This window comes from Allobosea sp. GW821-FHT10B12 (genome assembly GCF_059415545.1).
In genome coordinates, this window is sequence record NZ_JBWKNL010000002.1 from 61,483 (window position 1) to 75,291 (window position 13,809).

Sequence of the window (13,809 nt, forward strand, 5' to 3'; positions counted from 1 at the left end):
GCATCTCCTGGGTCACCGCTGGGCTCGGCCGGTCGATGGCGGGATCCTGGCCTCCTCAGCCCCGTCGTCGGCCGGCCACCTCGTTTTAGGCGCCCCTCCGCCGGTGGCTGCGTTCACGTCAACGCAGGTGGCGCTCGATCAATTCCGGCACCCAGTAGCCGAGCAGGCCGAAACTGGCGAGCAGCAGCAGGAGCAGCAGGGCGGCTCGCAGGCGATGCGTCCAGCGGCGCGACTCGTCGACCTCGACGATCAGGCGCAGAAAGCCGCGCATCAGCCCGCCGGGGCGCGGATGCGGTTCGGGCGGATTTTGGTTGCTCAACAGGGGCTCCGGCAGACGGGGCGGCAGATCGATGCCGCACGAGCAGGGTAGAAGATCGAAGCATCCGGCGCCAGCGACGGCACGCGGAACCGGAAGGCAGCAGCTGCGTTCAAGTCGTCAGGCGCAAATATCACCAATTACTGGTCAAGGATTGAGCGCCGGCGGCGATGTAAGGTCGCATTAACCATCGTCGTCTCATGCTAGACTGACGACGATTCGTATGCCCTGCTATTCGGCTGCGAAGCTGCTGGCCTGACATCCTCGCCAAGGAGCGACCCATGCGTCTCATCGCATCGGCGCTCTGCCTCGCGCTGTTGTCGTGGGGCGGAGGGCCTGTTCACGCGCATAGCTGGTACCCCTACGATTGTTGCAGCGACCGCGATTGCTGGCCTATGGGCCTGGATGCCGACGCGAAAGAGCCTGATCCGCGCATCGTTCCCGGCGGCTATCTCACCCATGACGGGCATTTCGTGGCGGAACAGAACACGCGGGTCTCGAAGGACGGGCGCTTCCACATCTGCCGCAGCGGCGGGATGCTGACCGGCACCGTGATCGCGCCGTCGCAGCGGCCGTTCTGCCTGTTCGTGCCGAAGCCGGCGTTCTGAGCGGACCGAAGCCGAGCCGATGGCGCTGCCTCCACCAGCGGAGGCAGCGCCACAAGTCTCAATTGCCGGAAGAACCAGCGGTGCCGCCCGAGGAGCCGTCGCCGCCGGCGCCTACACCGGCGCCAACGCCGACTCCTCCGACATTGGCGCCGAGGCCCGCGCCCAAACCGCCGCCGCCAAGGCCCGCACCGACGCCGGCGCCGACGCTCGCCCCACCAACATTGGCGCCAGCGCCCAGGCCGGCTCCGATGCCACCGCTATTGGCGGCCGCACCGACGCCCGCGCCTGCACTGACGCCGCCGGCATTCGCCGCCGTGCCAACGCCGGCTCCGACGCCACCATTGTTGACGCCCGCGCCGGCACCGGCGCCGATATCAGCGCCACCGACGCTGGCGCCTGCGCCGGCTGCTGCTCCGACGCCGCCATTGCTGGTGCCTGCACCCAGGCCAGCGCCGACATTGGCGCCGGCGACATCGCCCGCGGCTCCAACGCCGGCTCCGACGCCGCCATCGTTTGCGCCTGCGGCGACGCCGGCTCCGAGGTTGGCGCCGGCAACATTGGCTCCGACTCCAACGCCGGCGCCGATTCCGTCGCCATTGGCTGCCGAGCCGCTACCGCCGCTCTTGGAGTTGCCACCGATGTCGGCGCTCAGCCCGGCGGTTGCGGCGATGCCGCCGCGGGTGGCGCTGGCGTCAACTCCAGCGCCCGCGCCGATCCCGCCTGCGCCGGCTCCGGCGCCAGGAGAGCTTCCGCTGCCGGCCGCGCCGCTGCCAACGCTGCCGCCGGTCGAGCCGCCTCCGGTACTACCGCCCGATCCGCCACCAACGCCGATGCCGGCGGCTCCCGACCCGCCGCTGACGCTGTTGCCCGAACCCGCGCTGATGGCGCTGTATTGCAGCTGCGAGCGGATGCGCGCAGATATTCTCAAGCAATCGGATTGTTCTTTGCCGCGCAGCCCGGCGCATACTTCGTCGGCAAGCGCAGCGATGGGTGTCGTATTGCAGACTGCCAGCAAGATGCAGCCTGCAAGAGGACCGGTAATCTTGGCCTGCATGGTCAATCTCCCTGCAAACCCAGCCGGATTAGGTACGCCGGGAAGACAGAGTGGGTTTCAGCCCCGGTTTTGTTGCAGCTACGAAATGGCTACCGGGAAGCCTCGCAATTGAGCGGATCATCGCTCCCCATGCCGTGTCGGGCGACCTGAAGCACAAACGAAAAGGCCGCCCCGAGGGCGGCCTTTCGTCAACGAAGATCGAAGCTTAGGCCAGAGGCCTCACTTGATCTTGGTTTCCTTGAACTCGACGTGCTTGCGCGCGACCGGGTCGTACTTCTTCTTCGACATCTTCTCGGTCATGGTGCGCGAGTTCTTCTTGGTCACGTAGAAGTACCCGGTGTCCGCGGTCGAGATGAGCTTGATCTTGATGGTCACGGCCTTGGCCATGGCGGAGCCCTCGAACAGATGGGGCCGCCGTCGGCCCGCGCAAAAAACAAAACGGCCGGGCGAGCCCGGCAATCCGATGGGCGGGAAATGCCGTATCGGCGTCGGCAAGTCAAGGATTATCGGGCGGAGTTAGGGATTTTCCGCCGCCCGATGTTGTCAGAGCAGCTCGCGCACGAAGCTGCCGCGCTTCTCCCAGTAGAACGGAACCGGCAGATACTGGGCGAATCCGGCCTTCAGTCGCTCCTCGACCTCAGCGATGATCACCTTGGTGATGGTCGGCAGGTCGAGCTCGCGCGCCTCGTCGAAGGTGACGGAGACGAGGTCGACGAGTTCCGAATCGGGGCCGATCACGCCTTCGACCTTGCCGGCGACCGCACGGGCATCGACGGCGAAGAAGCGGGTATCGAAGCGCTTGGGCCGGCGCGGCGGGGTGATGGCGCGGGCGACGAAGGTGACGGCGCCGAGATCGGGAAAGACGCCCCTGGCAGCAAACTCGGTCCACACCCCCTCGGGCGGGCTCTCGGGCGCGCCATAGTCGGCACTGCCGAAGAGCAGGCCGGTCTCCTCGAAGGTCTCGCGGATCGCGGCCAGCGCCAGGGCGCGTCCGCGTTGGGCGCTCGGGCGCACGCAACGGGCGAGCAGGCGCTGCTCGCACGGGCCGGCGAGGGCGCCGGTCGCGGCCATGCGGCGATCGCCGGCCTCGATGCGTCCGCCCGGGAAGACGTATTTGCCCGGCATGAACTTGTGGCCGGCATGGCGCTTGCCCATCAGCACCCTGGGCTTCTTCCCGGAATGGTCGAGAATCAGCATGGTCGCGGCGTCGCGCGGGCGCAGGTTGACGGTGGTGCGCGCCCGCTCGGCCTGGGTCAGGGTGATGGTGTGGTCGCTCATCGACCGCCTACGGCCTTCATCGCGGGTTGGCGCTCCGGCTTGGGCATGGCGCCGCCGAAGCCGTGCATGCGCAGCGCCCATTGCAGGCCGATGACCGCGCCCTTGGCCGGCTGCATCAGCGCCAGGCTGAGCAGCACGGTCAATGGCAGCCAGACCCAGAGGTGCAGCGCGATCGACCAGTTGGCGTACTTCTCGGCCAGCAGGATGCCGCCGACGACGACATGGCCGACGATGGTGATGACGATATAGGGCGGCAGATCGTCGGCACGCTGGTGGTGCAAGGTCTCGCCGCAGGCCTCGCAGGAATCGACGGGCTTCAGGAAGGCGCGGAAGAGCCGGCCTTCGCCGCAATGCGGGCAGCGACCGAAGAGGCCGCGACGCATAGCCTGACGCCAGTCGCGAGCCTGGACCGGCTTGGGTTGGTGACAATGTATGGACATGGAGTTCTTCGTGGTTCAGGGCATCAGCGTCTGCGGCCTGATCGTGTAGGCGGGGGCCGGCCCTTCTTTCGCCCCATAGGTAAATCAGGGCGTGACCTTTTGCCAGAGCGGTCGGATGTCGCGGGCCTGCCCTCTGTGAGCAACTCGAATCGCAGCGCTCCTGCGACCGGCGCCGCCTCGACCAGTTTGACGTGGACGCGGTCGCCGAGACGCCAGCTTTCGCCGGTGCGATCGCCGACCAACGCGTGGGCGCGCTCGTCATGGCGATAGTAGTCGGCGCCGAGGGTGGAGGCCGGGATGAAGCCGTCGGCGCCGGTACCGTCGAGCTTGACGAAGAGGCCGGCGCGGTTGAGGCCGGCAATGCGCCCGTCGAAGCTCGCGCCGATCTGGTCGGCGAGGAAATGCGCGATCAACCGGTCGGTAGTCTCGCGCTCGGCCGCCATGGCGCGCCGCTCGGCCGCCGAGATCCGCGTCGCGACCTCGCGCAGCTCGCTGAGCGTCACCGACTTCGGCAGGCCGTCATCGCCGAGCTTCAGCGCCGAGACGAGGGCTCGGTGCACGAGCAGGTCGGCATAGCGGCGGATCGGCGAGGTGAAATGGGCGTAGCGGCGCAGGTTCAGGCCGAAATGTCCGTAATTCTCGGCGACGTATTCGGCCTGCGCCTGAGTACGCAGCACGACCTCGTTCATCAAGAGCTCGTTCTCCGAGCCCTTGATCATGGCGAGGATGCGGTTGAACAGCACCGGCCGCAGCGCCGCGTCCTTGGGCAGCTTGATGCCAATCGAGGCCAGAACCTCGCCGAGCGCCCGCATCTTTTCGAGCGAGGGCTCGTCATGGCAGCGATAGATCAGCGGGCTCTTCGCCTTCTCCAGCGTCTCGGCCGCCGCGACGTTGGCGAGGATCATGAACTCCTCGATCAGCCGGTGTGCGGCGAGCCGTTCGGGCACGATCACGCGGGTGACCTTGCCATTGGGATCGAGGACGAGCTTGCGCTCGGGCAGATCGAGATCGAGCGGCTGACGGGCGTCGCGGGCACGGGCTGCGGAGCCGTAGGCGGCCCAGAGCGGCATCAGGATGCTGTCGCGGATCGGGGCGGCGACGTCGTCCGGCTTGCCGTCGATCGCCGCTTGCGCCTGCTGGTAGGAGAGCTTGGCCGCCGAACGCATCATGATGCGGTGGAAGGAGTGGCTCTTCTTGCTGCCGTCGGCCTTGAGGATCAGGCGGACAGCCAGCGCAGGCCGATCCTCGCCGCCGCGCAGGGAGCAAAGATCGTTCGAGATGCGCTCGGGCAGCATCGGCACGACGCGATCGGGGAAATAGACCGAGTTGCCGCGCTCCAGCGCCTCGCGATCGAGTGCCGAGCCGGGGCGAACATAAGAGGCGACGTCGGCGATGGCGACGGTGACGATGTGGCCACCGGGATTGTCGGGATCGTCATCCGGCGCGGCGTGGACCGCGTCGTCATGATCCTTGGCGTCGGCCGGATCGATGGTGATCAGCGGCAAGGCACGCCAATCCTCCCGCCCTGCGAGGGTAGCTGACTTCGCGGCTTCCGCTTCGGCGATCGTCGCCGGCTGGAACTCGTTCGGGATGCCGTGGGCATGGATCGCGATCAGCGAGACGGCGCGCTCGGACTTCAGCGAGCCGAGCCGTTCGCGCACCCTGGCCTGCGGCGGGCCGAAACGGCTTTCGCGGGCGAAGGAGACCGAAACGAGATCGCCGTCCTCGGCATTGCCGGTTTGTCCCTTCGGAACAATCGCCTCGCGGCCCTGCGCCTTCTTGTCGACCGGGACGAGCCGGCCGGAGCCGTCGGGGAGGGCGCGGAAGATGCCGAGCACCTGCGCCTTGGCCTTGCCCATCACCTTGAGGGTGCGGCCGGACCATTGATAGCCTTCGACGCCGCGCAGTTTCGTCAGCTTGAGCAGGACATGATCGCCGATGCCGGGGGCGGCAGTGGTCGGCGTCTTCGGCTTGCGACGGAATTCGCGCTGGCGCTCGAGCAGGATCTTCGGCGCCTCGCCCTGGTCGTCCTCGTTCCATTCGAGCGGGGCGGCGATGAGATCGCCCTCGCGATCACGCGTCTTGATCTCGCAAAGCAGGACGGCGGGCAGAGCGGCATGCGGCTTGACCGGGCCCGAGCCGCCGTTCTCCTCCAGCTCGAGCTCGCGCAGCAGGCGCTTCAGCCAGATCTTGCCGCCGCCGTCGAGCTGGAAGGCCTTGGCGATGTCGCGCCGGCCGGGCTCGCGGCCGGCGGCGCGCTCCTCCTCGATGAAGGCGAGGATGGCGTCGCGGGAGAGGTCGGCGTCGGGACGGGACAAAGGCTGGGGCCTCGTCAACGGCGGCTGGGCGCAAAGGACATGGGAAGGTTCTGGCATGGCGCGGCGGGCGGCGCCAGAACGGCCTGTGCAGAACTGCTGCCCGAAACGGAGAAGGGCTGCCCTTGCGGGCAGCCCTTCCATTGCCGAACCGCAGCCCCGGTAACAGGGCTAAGCGTCACGGAAACTCAAGCGCAACCGAACCCCTCATGGGACGAGACCAGGTCACGCAGTCCCCGCGACAGCGGTTGATGACAATGAGACACTGGATCACCTCCTTTCAGTTGTTACCGACAAGGAGGAGGCTAAGGTGATTCCAAGCATTGCGTAAACGGCAAAGATTCAGCTGATCACAGGCCGTGCCGCTGCAATAAAATCAGGCACTAGCTCGGTGTTGAATGCGATTGCCTAATTTGTGGGCGGTCGATCTGCCCATTGCCTGGTCACTTGCTGCTGCGGCGCATGATCCTTGCGTGAGATCGGCCCCTCCCGGCAGGAAATCGTTCTCGAAACCGCCCTGAACGCGCCTTGTTGCGGTGCCCCGATGGCCTGGAAGCCAGGTTGGCACGTCGTTTGCGAACTTCTCCGCCAGCTGGAACGGCAGCTGGCGCCTGCAAGGGCGCGGTCAACAGGGACCTCAGGGGATATCGCAGTGAAACTCACTCGTCGCACGGTCATCGGCGCCGCCTTCGCAGGCGCCACGGTTCTCTCCTCGCTGCTGCCGGCGGCGGCGCAAGAGACGATCAAGGTCGGCATCCTGCACTCGCTCTCCGGCACGATGGCGATCTCGGAGACGACGCTGAAGGACGTCATGCTCATGCTCATCGAGGAGCAGAACAAGAAGGGCGGCGTGCTCGGCAAGAAGCTCGAGGCGGTGGTCGTCGACCCGGCCTCGAACTGGCCGCTCTTCGCCGAGAAGGCGCGTGAGCTGATCGTCAAGGACAAGGTCGCGGCCGTGTTCGGCTGCTGGACCTCGGTCTCGCGCAAGTCGGTGCTCCCGGTGTTCAAGGAGCTCAACTCGATCCTGTTCTATCCCGTCCAGTACGAGGGCGAGGAAAGCGAGCGCAACGTCTTCTATACCGGCGCCGCCCCGAACCAGCAGGCGATCCCGGCCGTCGACTACCTCGCCAAGGAGGAGAAGGTCGAGCGCTGGGTGCTGGCCGGCACCGACTACGTCTATCCGCGCACCACCAACAAGATCCTGGAGGCCTATCTTCTCGCCAAGGGCGTGAAGAAGGAGGACATCCTGATCAACTACACGCCGTTCGGCCATTCCGACTGGCAGACCATCGTCTCCGACATCAAGAAGTTCGGCACGGCCGGCAAGAAGACCGCCGTGGTCTCGACCATCAACGGCGACGCCAACGTGCCGTTCTACAAGGAGCTCGGCAACCAGGGCATCAAGGCGACCGACATCCCGGTCGTGGCCTTCTCGGTCGGCGAGGAAGAGCTCGCCGGCATCGACACCAAGCCGCTGGTCGGGCATCTCGCCGCCTGGAACTACTTCCAGTCGGTCAAGACGCCGGAGAACGAGGCCTTCATCAAGCAATGGAAGGCCTACAAGAAGAACGACAAGGCCGTCACCAACGATCCGATGGAAGCCCATGTCGTCGGCTTCAACATGTGGGTGAAGGCGGTTGAGAAGGCCAAGTCCACCGATCCGGACAAGGTGATCGACGCGCTGCCCGGCATCGAGGCGCCGAACCTGACCGGCGGCGTCTCGAAGATGCTGCCGAACCACCACATCACCAAGCCGGTGCTGATCGGCGAGATCAAGGGCGACGGCCAGTTCGACGTGGTCTCTAAGACCGGCCTCGTCGCCGGCGACGCCTGGTCGAAGGAGCTCGACGGCTCCAAGGATCTGGTCGGCGACTGGGTCGAGAAGAAGTGCGGCAACTTCAACGTCAAGACCGGCAAGTGCGGCGGCGCCTGAGTTAAGAGGGGGAAGGGCGGCACGGTCGATCAACGCCCGGCCGCCCTTCGAATTGCCTGGGCATGCCGCCGGATCGGCCGGCGGCATGCTGGACAAGCCGACCAGCCAATCGAAGCGAGACATGCGGATTCTTTCCAGCCTCCTGCGCGTGCTTGCGCTCGCGATGACGCTCGCCTTCGCGCCGGCCATCGCGCTCGCGCAAAGCGCCGACGACGCCTTCGCCCGCCTCAACGCCGACAGCTTCTCGGACACCGCACGCGCGATCGACATCCTCGTCCAGAGCGCCCATCCGAATGCGGCGGTGATCATCGAGGCACTGGCTGATGGCCGGCTGCTTGCCGGCGGCGGTGCGGTCGCGGTGAAGACCAAGGAGGGCGGCTTCCTCGACGCGCGGACCGGGCAGGCGCTCACCGCACAGCCGGCCGGCGTCAACCCGGTCAGGCTCAACAACAATGTCAGGCGGGTGATCCAGGGCGCGCTCGGCGGCCTTGGCCTGATCAATCCCGATCCGGGCAAGCGTGTCGCGGCCGCCGAGGCGGTGTTTCGGGCGCGCGACATCTCGGTGCTGCCGGTCCTCGAAGCCGCCATCGCCAAGGAAACCAATGACCGGGCGCGTCGGGCCCTGCGCGAGGCGCAGGCGGCGATCCTGATCGTCAAGACCGATGCGCCGCCCTTCGACCGGATCGCTGCCGTCGACGTTCTGCGCGAGCGCGGCGACCAGGAGGCGCTGGCGACGCTGCGCGCTTTGCCGGGCGACGCCTCGCCGGGCCTCAAGGAAGCGCAGGCACGCGCCATTTCCGACATCGAGGGAAAGCTCGCTCTGTGGCGGGCCGCGCAGAACCTCTGGTACGGGCTTTCGCTCGGCTCGGTGCTGCTGCTCGCCGCGATCGGCCTCGCGATCACCTTCGGCGTGATGGGCGTGATCAACATGGCCCATGGCGAGATGGTCATGCTCGGCGCCTACACCACCTTCATCGTGCAGGAGGTGATCCGGGCGCGCTTCCCGGGGCTGTTCGACTGGTCGCTGGCGATCGCGATCCCGGCCGCTTTCATCGTCGCCGGCGCCGTCGGCATCGCGATCGAGCGCGGCGTCATCCGCTTCCTCTATGGCCGGCCGCTGGAGACGCTGCTCGCGACCTGGGGCATCAGCCTGATCCTGCAGCAGGCGGTGCGCACCGCCTTCGGGCCGACCAACCGCGAGGTCGGTGCGCCCTCCTTCATGTCCGGCGCCTTCGAGCTCGGCGGGCTCGCCATCACCTGGAACCGGCTCTGGATCATCGTCTTCGCGGCCCTGGTCTTCCTGGCGCTGCTGGCGATCCTCAAGCTGACGCCGATGGGCCTGCAGATGCGCGCCGTCACGCAGAACCGGCGCATGGCCTCGGCGATGGGCATCCGCACCGGCCGGATCGACGCGCTGACCTTCGGGCTCGGCTCCGGCGTTGCGGGCCTTGCCGGCGTCGCGCTCTCGCAGATCGACAATGTCAGCCCCAATCTCGGCCAGAGCTACATCATCGACTCATTCATGGTCGTGGTCTTCGGCGGGGTCGGCAATCTCTGGGGCACGCTGATCAGCGCCATGAGCCTCGGCGTCGCCAACAAGCTTCTGGAGCCCTATGCCGGCGCCGTGCTCGGCAAGATCGCGCTGCTCGTCTTCATCATCCTGTTCATCCAGAAGCGCCCGCGCGGCCTGTTCGCGCTGAAGGGCAGGGCGGTGGAAGCATGATCACGCGCTTCCTGCTCTCGAACATGGACAAGCGGGGCTACGCCTTCCTCGTCCTCGTCGCGGCGATCGGCCTCATGGTGCCGCTGGCGAACCTTTTGATCCCGGCCGGCTCGCCCTTGCATGTCTCGACCGCGACCATGTCGCTCTGGGGCAAATATCTCTGCTACGCGCTGCTGGCGATCTCGCTCGACCTGGTCTGGGGCTATTGCGGCATCCTCTCGCTCGGCCATGGCGCCTTCTTCGCCCTCGGCGGCTATGCGATGGGCATGTATCTGATGCGCCAGATCGGCTCGCGCGGCGTCTACGGCAATCCGGTCCTGCCCGACTTCATGGTCTTCCTGAACTGGGGGGAATTGCCCTGGTACTGGTACGGCTTCTCGTCCTTCCCCTTCGCCATGCTCATGGTGCTGCTGGTCCCCGGCCTGCTCGCCTTCGTCTTCGGCTGGTTCGCCTTCCGCAGCCGCGTCACCGGCGTCTATCTCTCGATCATCACCCAGGCGCTGACCTATGCGCTGCTGCTCGCCTTTTTCCGCAACGATATGGGTTTTGGCGGTAATAACGGCCTGACCGATTTCAAGGACATCCTCGGCTTCAATGTCCAGGCGCAGGGCACGCGGGCGGCGCTGTTCGCGATGACCTGCGTCATGCTGATCTCTGGCTTCCTGATCGCCCGCGGCATCGTCACCTCCAAGCTCGGCAAGGTGGTGATCGCGATCCGGGATGCTGAATCGCGCACGCGCTTCCTCGGCTACCGGGTCGATCGCTTCAAGCTCTTCGTCTTCACCGTATCGGCCTGCATGGCCGGCGTCGCCGGGGCGCTTTACGTGCCGCAGGTCGGCATCATCAATCCCAGCGAATTCGCTCCGGCCAATTCGATCGAGACCGTGATCTGGGTCGCAGTCGGGGGGCGCGGCTCGCTTGTGGGCGCTGCGCTCGGGGCCGTCGTCGTCAACTGGGCCAAGACGATGTTCACCTCGGGCTTCATGGCGCCGTACTGGCTGTTCGCGCTGGGCGCGCTCTTCGTCTTCGTCACCCTGTTCATGCCGAAAGGTATCCTCGGCACTGTGCAGGGCTGGTGGGAGACGCGCCGCAAGCCTGAAGCGTTGCCGGCGGCCGAGCCGGCTCCGGCGGAGTGAGATCGATGAACGCTCCCACACCCGGCGCGCTGACCTCTTCCTTGCTCTATCTCGACGGCGTCAGCGTTTCCTTCGACGGCTTCAAGGCGATACGCGGTCTGTCGCTGACCATCGAGCCCGGTGAGATGCGCGCGATCATCGGCCCGAACGGCGCCGGCAAGACGACGATGATGGACATCATCACCGGCAAGACCCGGCCCGACGAAGGCACCGTGATGTTCGGCGGCTCGGTCGACCTGACCCGGCTCGACGAGGCGGCGATCGCCAATCTCGGCATCGGCCGCAAGTTCCAGAAGCCGACGGTGTTCGACTTCCATACGATCGAGGACAACATCCTCTTGGCGCTGAAATCGAAGCGCACGGTGCTGAAGACGCTGTTCTGGCAGACGGAAGGGCCTCAGCAGAAGCGGATCGACGACATCCTCGGCATCATCAAGCTCGCCGACAAGCGCGAGCGGCTGGCCGGTTCGCTCTCGCACGGCCAGAAGCAGTGGCTCGAGATCGGCATGCTCCTGGCGCAGGACCCAAAACTCCTGCTCGTCGACGAGCCGGCCGCCGGCATGACCGATGGCGAGACGGCGCAGACGGCGGTGCTGCTCAAGGAGATCGCCAGGGATCATTCCGTGATCGTGGTCGAGCACGACATGGGCTTCATCCGCGAGCTCGGCGTGAAGGTGACGGTCCTGCACGAGGGCTCGGTATTGGCCGAGGGACCCCTCGATCAGGTTAGCGCCAATGAGCGCGTGGTCGAAGTCTATCTGGGGCGCTAATCATGCTGACCGTGGATGCCATCGATCTCCATTACGGCGCCGCCCAGGCGCTGCGCCGCGTCTCGGTCAGCGCCGAGATCGGCAAGGTCACCTGCGTGATGGGCCGCAACGGCGTCGGCAAGACCTCGCTGATGCGCGCCATCGTCGGCCACCAGCCGATCTCGGGCGGGCATATCCGGCTCGACGGCGAGGACATCTCGGCACTGCGCAGCGAGGACCGCGCCCGCGCTGGCATCGCCTATGTGCCGCAGGGCCGCGAGGTCTTCCCGCTGCTGACGGTGAAGGAAAACCTCGAGACCGGTTTTGCGCCCTTGCCCCGCAAGGAGCGCTTCATCCCGAATGAACTGTTCGACCTCTTCCCCGTGCTGCAGTCCATGCTGGGCCGGCGCGGCGGAGACCTCTCGGGTGGCCAGCAGCAGCAGCTCGCGATCGCGCGGGCGCTGGTCACCCGACCCAGGCTGCTTGTGCTGGACGAGCCGACCGAGGGCATCCAGCCCTCGATCATCAAGGATATCGGCCGCGCCATCGACTACCTCCGCCAGAAAGGCGGCATGGCGATCGTGTTGGTCGAGCAATATTTCGACTTCGCCCGCGACCTCGCCGACACGATGTTCGTGATGGACCGCGGCGAAGTCGTGCTCGCCGGGCCGATGGCGGAGCTCGATGGGGCGCAGGTCCAGAGGTTGATTCAGGTCTAGCCGCCAATGGATTGAGGCAAGCCGATTTTGGTGCGTGCCTCATCCGTCATGGTCGGGCTTGTCCCGACCATCCACGTCTTTCGGGCATGCGGCGTTCAAGACGTGGATGCTCGCCACCAGGGCGAGCATGACGGAGATCAGACCCGCTGACTAGGAGTCAGCGGGACCGGTGTAGCCTCGGCTCAAGCAGCAAGGTCGCGCGCGGCGAAGACCTCCTTCGCCGCGAACAGCCCGTTGAGCGCCGCCGGGAAGCCGGCATAGACCGCCATCTGGATCATGACCTCGGTGATCTCCTGGCGCGACAGGCCGACGTTCAGCCCGGCCTCGATATGGACCTTGAGCTGCGGCTGGGCGTTGCCCATTGCGGTCAGCGCCGCGATCGTCGCGATCTCGCGGGAGCGCAGGTCGAGCCCCGGGCGCGAATAGATGTCCCCGAACGAGAATTCGAACACGTAATTCGCAAAATCTGGTGCGATGCCGGCGAGCGCCGCGATCACCTTGTGGCCGGCTTCGCCGTCGATCTCAGCGAGAGCCCGCCTGCCGCGCTCCAGCCTGCTGGTTTCGGCGTTTGCGTTGATGTGCGTCATGGTCTTCGATCCTCTTTTCGATGTCGGCATAGCCGGCGATCTTGGTGTCGAGGACGAGAAGGCAGGCTTCGAGTTCGGCGACGCGAGCGCGAACCTGCTCGCGGTGCCGTTCCAGCAAGGTACGACGATCGGCTTCCGTGCCGGCCCCCTCTTCGCGCAACGCCGCATAACGCAGCATCTCGCGGAGCGGCATACCGGTGGTCTTGAGCCGGCCGAGGAAATCGATCCAGGTCAGGATCGAGGCGTCGTAGTCGCGCTGGCGTGACCGGTCCCTGTCGGCATAGGGCAGCAGCCCGATCCGCTCGTAATAGCGGATCGTATGGGCCGACAATCCCGATCGCCTGGCAAGTTCACCGATCTTCATGGCCGCCTTCTCATCACGACGCCCGGGAAGCTACGAGTTCGAGCGCACTCTAAGTCAATGCCGTCGCCGAGACTTTTTTGAGAGGCCGCGCGCCCGTCTCAAAACTCCAGCGGCGCGTTGTCGATGACCTCCTTCATCACGAAGAAGGTACGGGTCTGGCGCACGCCCGGCAGGGCGAGCAGCGTCTTGGCGTGCAGCTTGTTGAAGTCGGCGAGGTCGCGGACGCGGATCTTGAGGAAATAGTCGAAATCGCCGGCGACGATATGGCAGTCGAGCACGACCGGGAGCTGCTTCACCGCCTCCTCGAAGGCGCCGAAGCTCTCGGGCGTCGAGCGATCGAGGACCACGCCGACGATGGCGAGCGTGCCCTTCTCGACCTTGTGCGGATCGACCTGCGCGCGCACGCCGGTGACATAGCCCTCGGCGAACAGGCGCTGGATGCGGCGATGACAGGTGGCGGCGCTGGTGTTCACGCGCTTGGCGATCTCGGCATTGCCCATGCGCCCATCGGTCTGCAGCAGCCGCAGGATTCTGAGGTCGGTTTTGTCGAGTTCGGCCTCCATGAATGATTCTTCCGTTTTTACCGC

The 13,809-nt window shown here is 66.3% G+C and carries 15 protein-coding genes; 6 read left to right on the forward strand and 9 right to left on the reverse strand.

From position 1 onward, the window contains the following. Positions 1-118: 118 nt before the first annotated feature. Positions 119-319 (reverse strand): hypothetical protein, encoded by a 201-nt coding sequence (locus AC07O0_RS05535; protein ID WP_494620798.1) that lies wholly within the window; start codon positions 317-319, stop codon positions 119-121. A gap of 278 nt (positions 320-597) precedes the next feature. On the opposite strand from AC07O0_RS05535, the gene AC07O0_RS05540 reads away from it, so the two are divergent. After that, the gene (locus tag AC07O0_RS05540) at positions 598-924 is read left to right on the forward strand and encodes a hypothetical protein (protein WP_494620800.1); all 327 of its coding nucleotides are present in this window, start codon (positions 598-600) and stop codon (positions 922-924) included. 58 nt (positions 925-982) lie between these two features. On the opposite strand, the gene AC07O0_RS05545 is transcribed toward AC07O0_RS05540, so the two are convergent. The 5 genes from AC07O0_RS05545 to rnr form a co-directional block, all read right to left on the reverse strand. After that, entirely contained in the window at positions 983-1,852 is an 870-nt protein-coding gene (locus AC07O0_RS05545) for a hypothetical protein (protein ID WP_494620802.1), read from the reverse strand. 345 nt (positions 1,853-2,197) lie between these two features. Then, positions 2,198-2,365, reverse strand: a complete 168-nt coding sequence (gene rpmG, locus AC07O0_RS05550; RefSeq protein WP_091828458.1) for a 50S ribosomal protein L33 — start codon at positions 2,363-2,365, stop codon at positions 2,198-2,200. A 156-nt stretch (positions 2,366-2,521) separates the two neighbouring features. Then, on the reverse strand, positions 2,522-3,256 hold the full coding sequence (locus AC07O0_RS05555) for an NUDIX hydrolase (RefSeq protein WP_494620804.1): 735 nt from the start codon (positions 3,254-3,256) through the stop codon (positions 2,522-2,524). Then, positions 3,253-3,696, reverse strand: coding sequence for a DUF983 domain-containing protein (locus tag AC07O0_RS05560; protein WP_494620806.1), 444 nt, complete (start codon positions 3,694-3,696; stop codon positions 3,253-3,255). The genes AC07O0_RS05555 and AC07O0_RS05560 overlap by 4 nt, the downstream gene beginning before the upstream one ends. 23 nt (positions 3,697-3,719) lie before the next feature. After that, entirely contained in the window at positions 3,720-6,071 is a 2,352-nt protein-coding gene (rnr, locus tag AC07O0_RS05565) for a ribonuclease R (RefSeq protein WP_494620808.1), read from the reverse strand. A gap of 616 nt (positions 6,072-6,687) precedes the next feature. On the opposite strand from rnr, the gene urtA reads away from it, so the two are divergent. The 5 genes from urtA to urtE all read left to right on the forward strand — a co-directional run bounded on the left by urtA (position 6,688) and on the right by urtE (position 12,271). Then, positions 6,688-7,944, forward strand: a complete 1,257-nt coding sequence (urtA, locus tag AC07O0_RS05570) for an urea ABC transporter substrate-binding protein (RefSeq protein WP_454028035.1) — start codon at positions 6,688-6,690, stop codon at positions 7,942-7,944. A 121-nt stretch (positions 7,945-8,065) separates the two neighbouring features. Beyond that, entirely contained in the window at positions 8,066-9,667 is a 1,602-nt protein-coding gene (urtB, locus tag AC07O0_RS05575) for an urea ABC transporter permease subunit UrtB (RefSeq protein ID WP_494620810.1), read from the forward strand. Further along, entirely contained in the window at positions 9,664-10,803 is a 1,140-nt protein-coding gene (urtC, locus tag AC07O0_RS05580; protein ID WP_494620812.1) for an urea ABC transporter permease subunit UrtC, read from the forward strand. Before urtB ends, urtC begins: the two co-directional genes overlap by 4 nt. Positions 10,804-10,808: 5 nt before the next feature. Further along, positions 10,809-11,573 carry an urea ABC transporter ATP-binding protein UrtD gene (gene urtD, locus AC07O0_RS05585; protein ID WP_494620814.1) on the forward strand — a complete coding sequence of 255 codons (765 nt, stop codon included), beginning with the start codon at positions 10,809-10,811 and terminating at the stop codon, positions 11,571-11,573. 2 nt (positions 11,574-11,575) lie between these two features. Further along, positions 11,576-12,271: an urea ABC transporter ATP-binding subunit UrtE gene (urtE, locus tag AC07O0_RS05590; protein WP_427359237.1), complete on the forward strand. Its 696-nt coding sequence runs from the start codon at positions 11,576-11,578 to the stop codon at positions 12,269-12,271. A gap of 182 nt (positions 12,272-12,453) precedes the next feature. On the opposite strand, the gene AC07O0_RS05595 is transcribed toward urtE, so the two are convergent. From AC07O0_RS05595 to AC07O0_RS05605, 3 genes are all read right to left on the reverse strand, one after another. Beyond that, complete coding sequence (locus tag AC07O0_RS05595; protein ID WP_494620817.1) at positions 12,454-12,858, reverse strand: carboxymuconolactone decarboxylase family protein; 405 nt, start codon at positions 12,856-12,858, stop codon at positions 12,454-12,456. After that, positions 12,794-13,222 carry a MerR family transcriptional regulator gene (locus AC07O0_RS05600; protein WP_494620819.1) on the reverse strand — a complete coding sequence of 143 codons (429 nt, stop codon included), beginning with the start codon at positions 13,220-13,222 and terminating at the stop codon, positions 12,794-12,796. The genes AC07O0_RS05595 and AC07O0_RS05600 overlap by 65 nt, the downstream gene beginning before the upstream one ends. A 98-nt stretch (positions 13,223-13,320) precedes the next feature. After that, a complete protein-coding gene (locus tag AC07O0_RS05605; RefSeq protein ID WP_494620821.1) occupies positions 13,321-13,785 on the reverse strand; it encodes an Lrp/AsnC family transcriptional regulator in 465 nt (154 codons plus the stop codon). Positions 13,786-13,809: the final 24 nt, after the last annotated feature.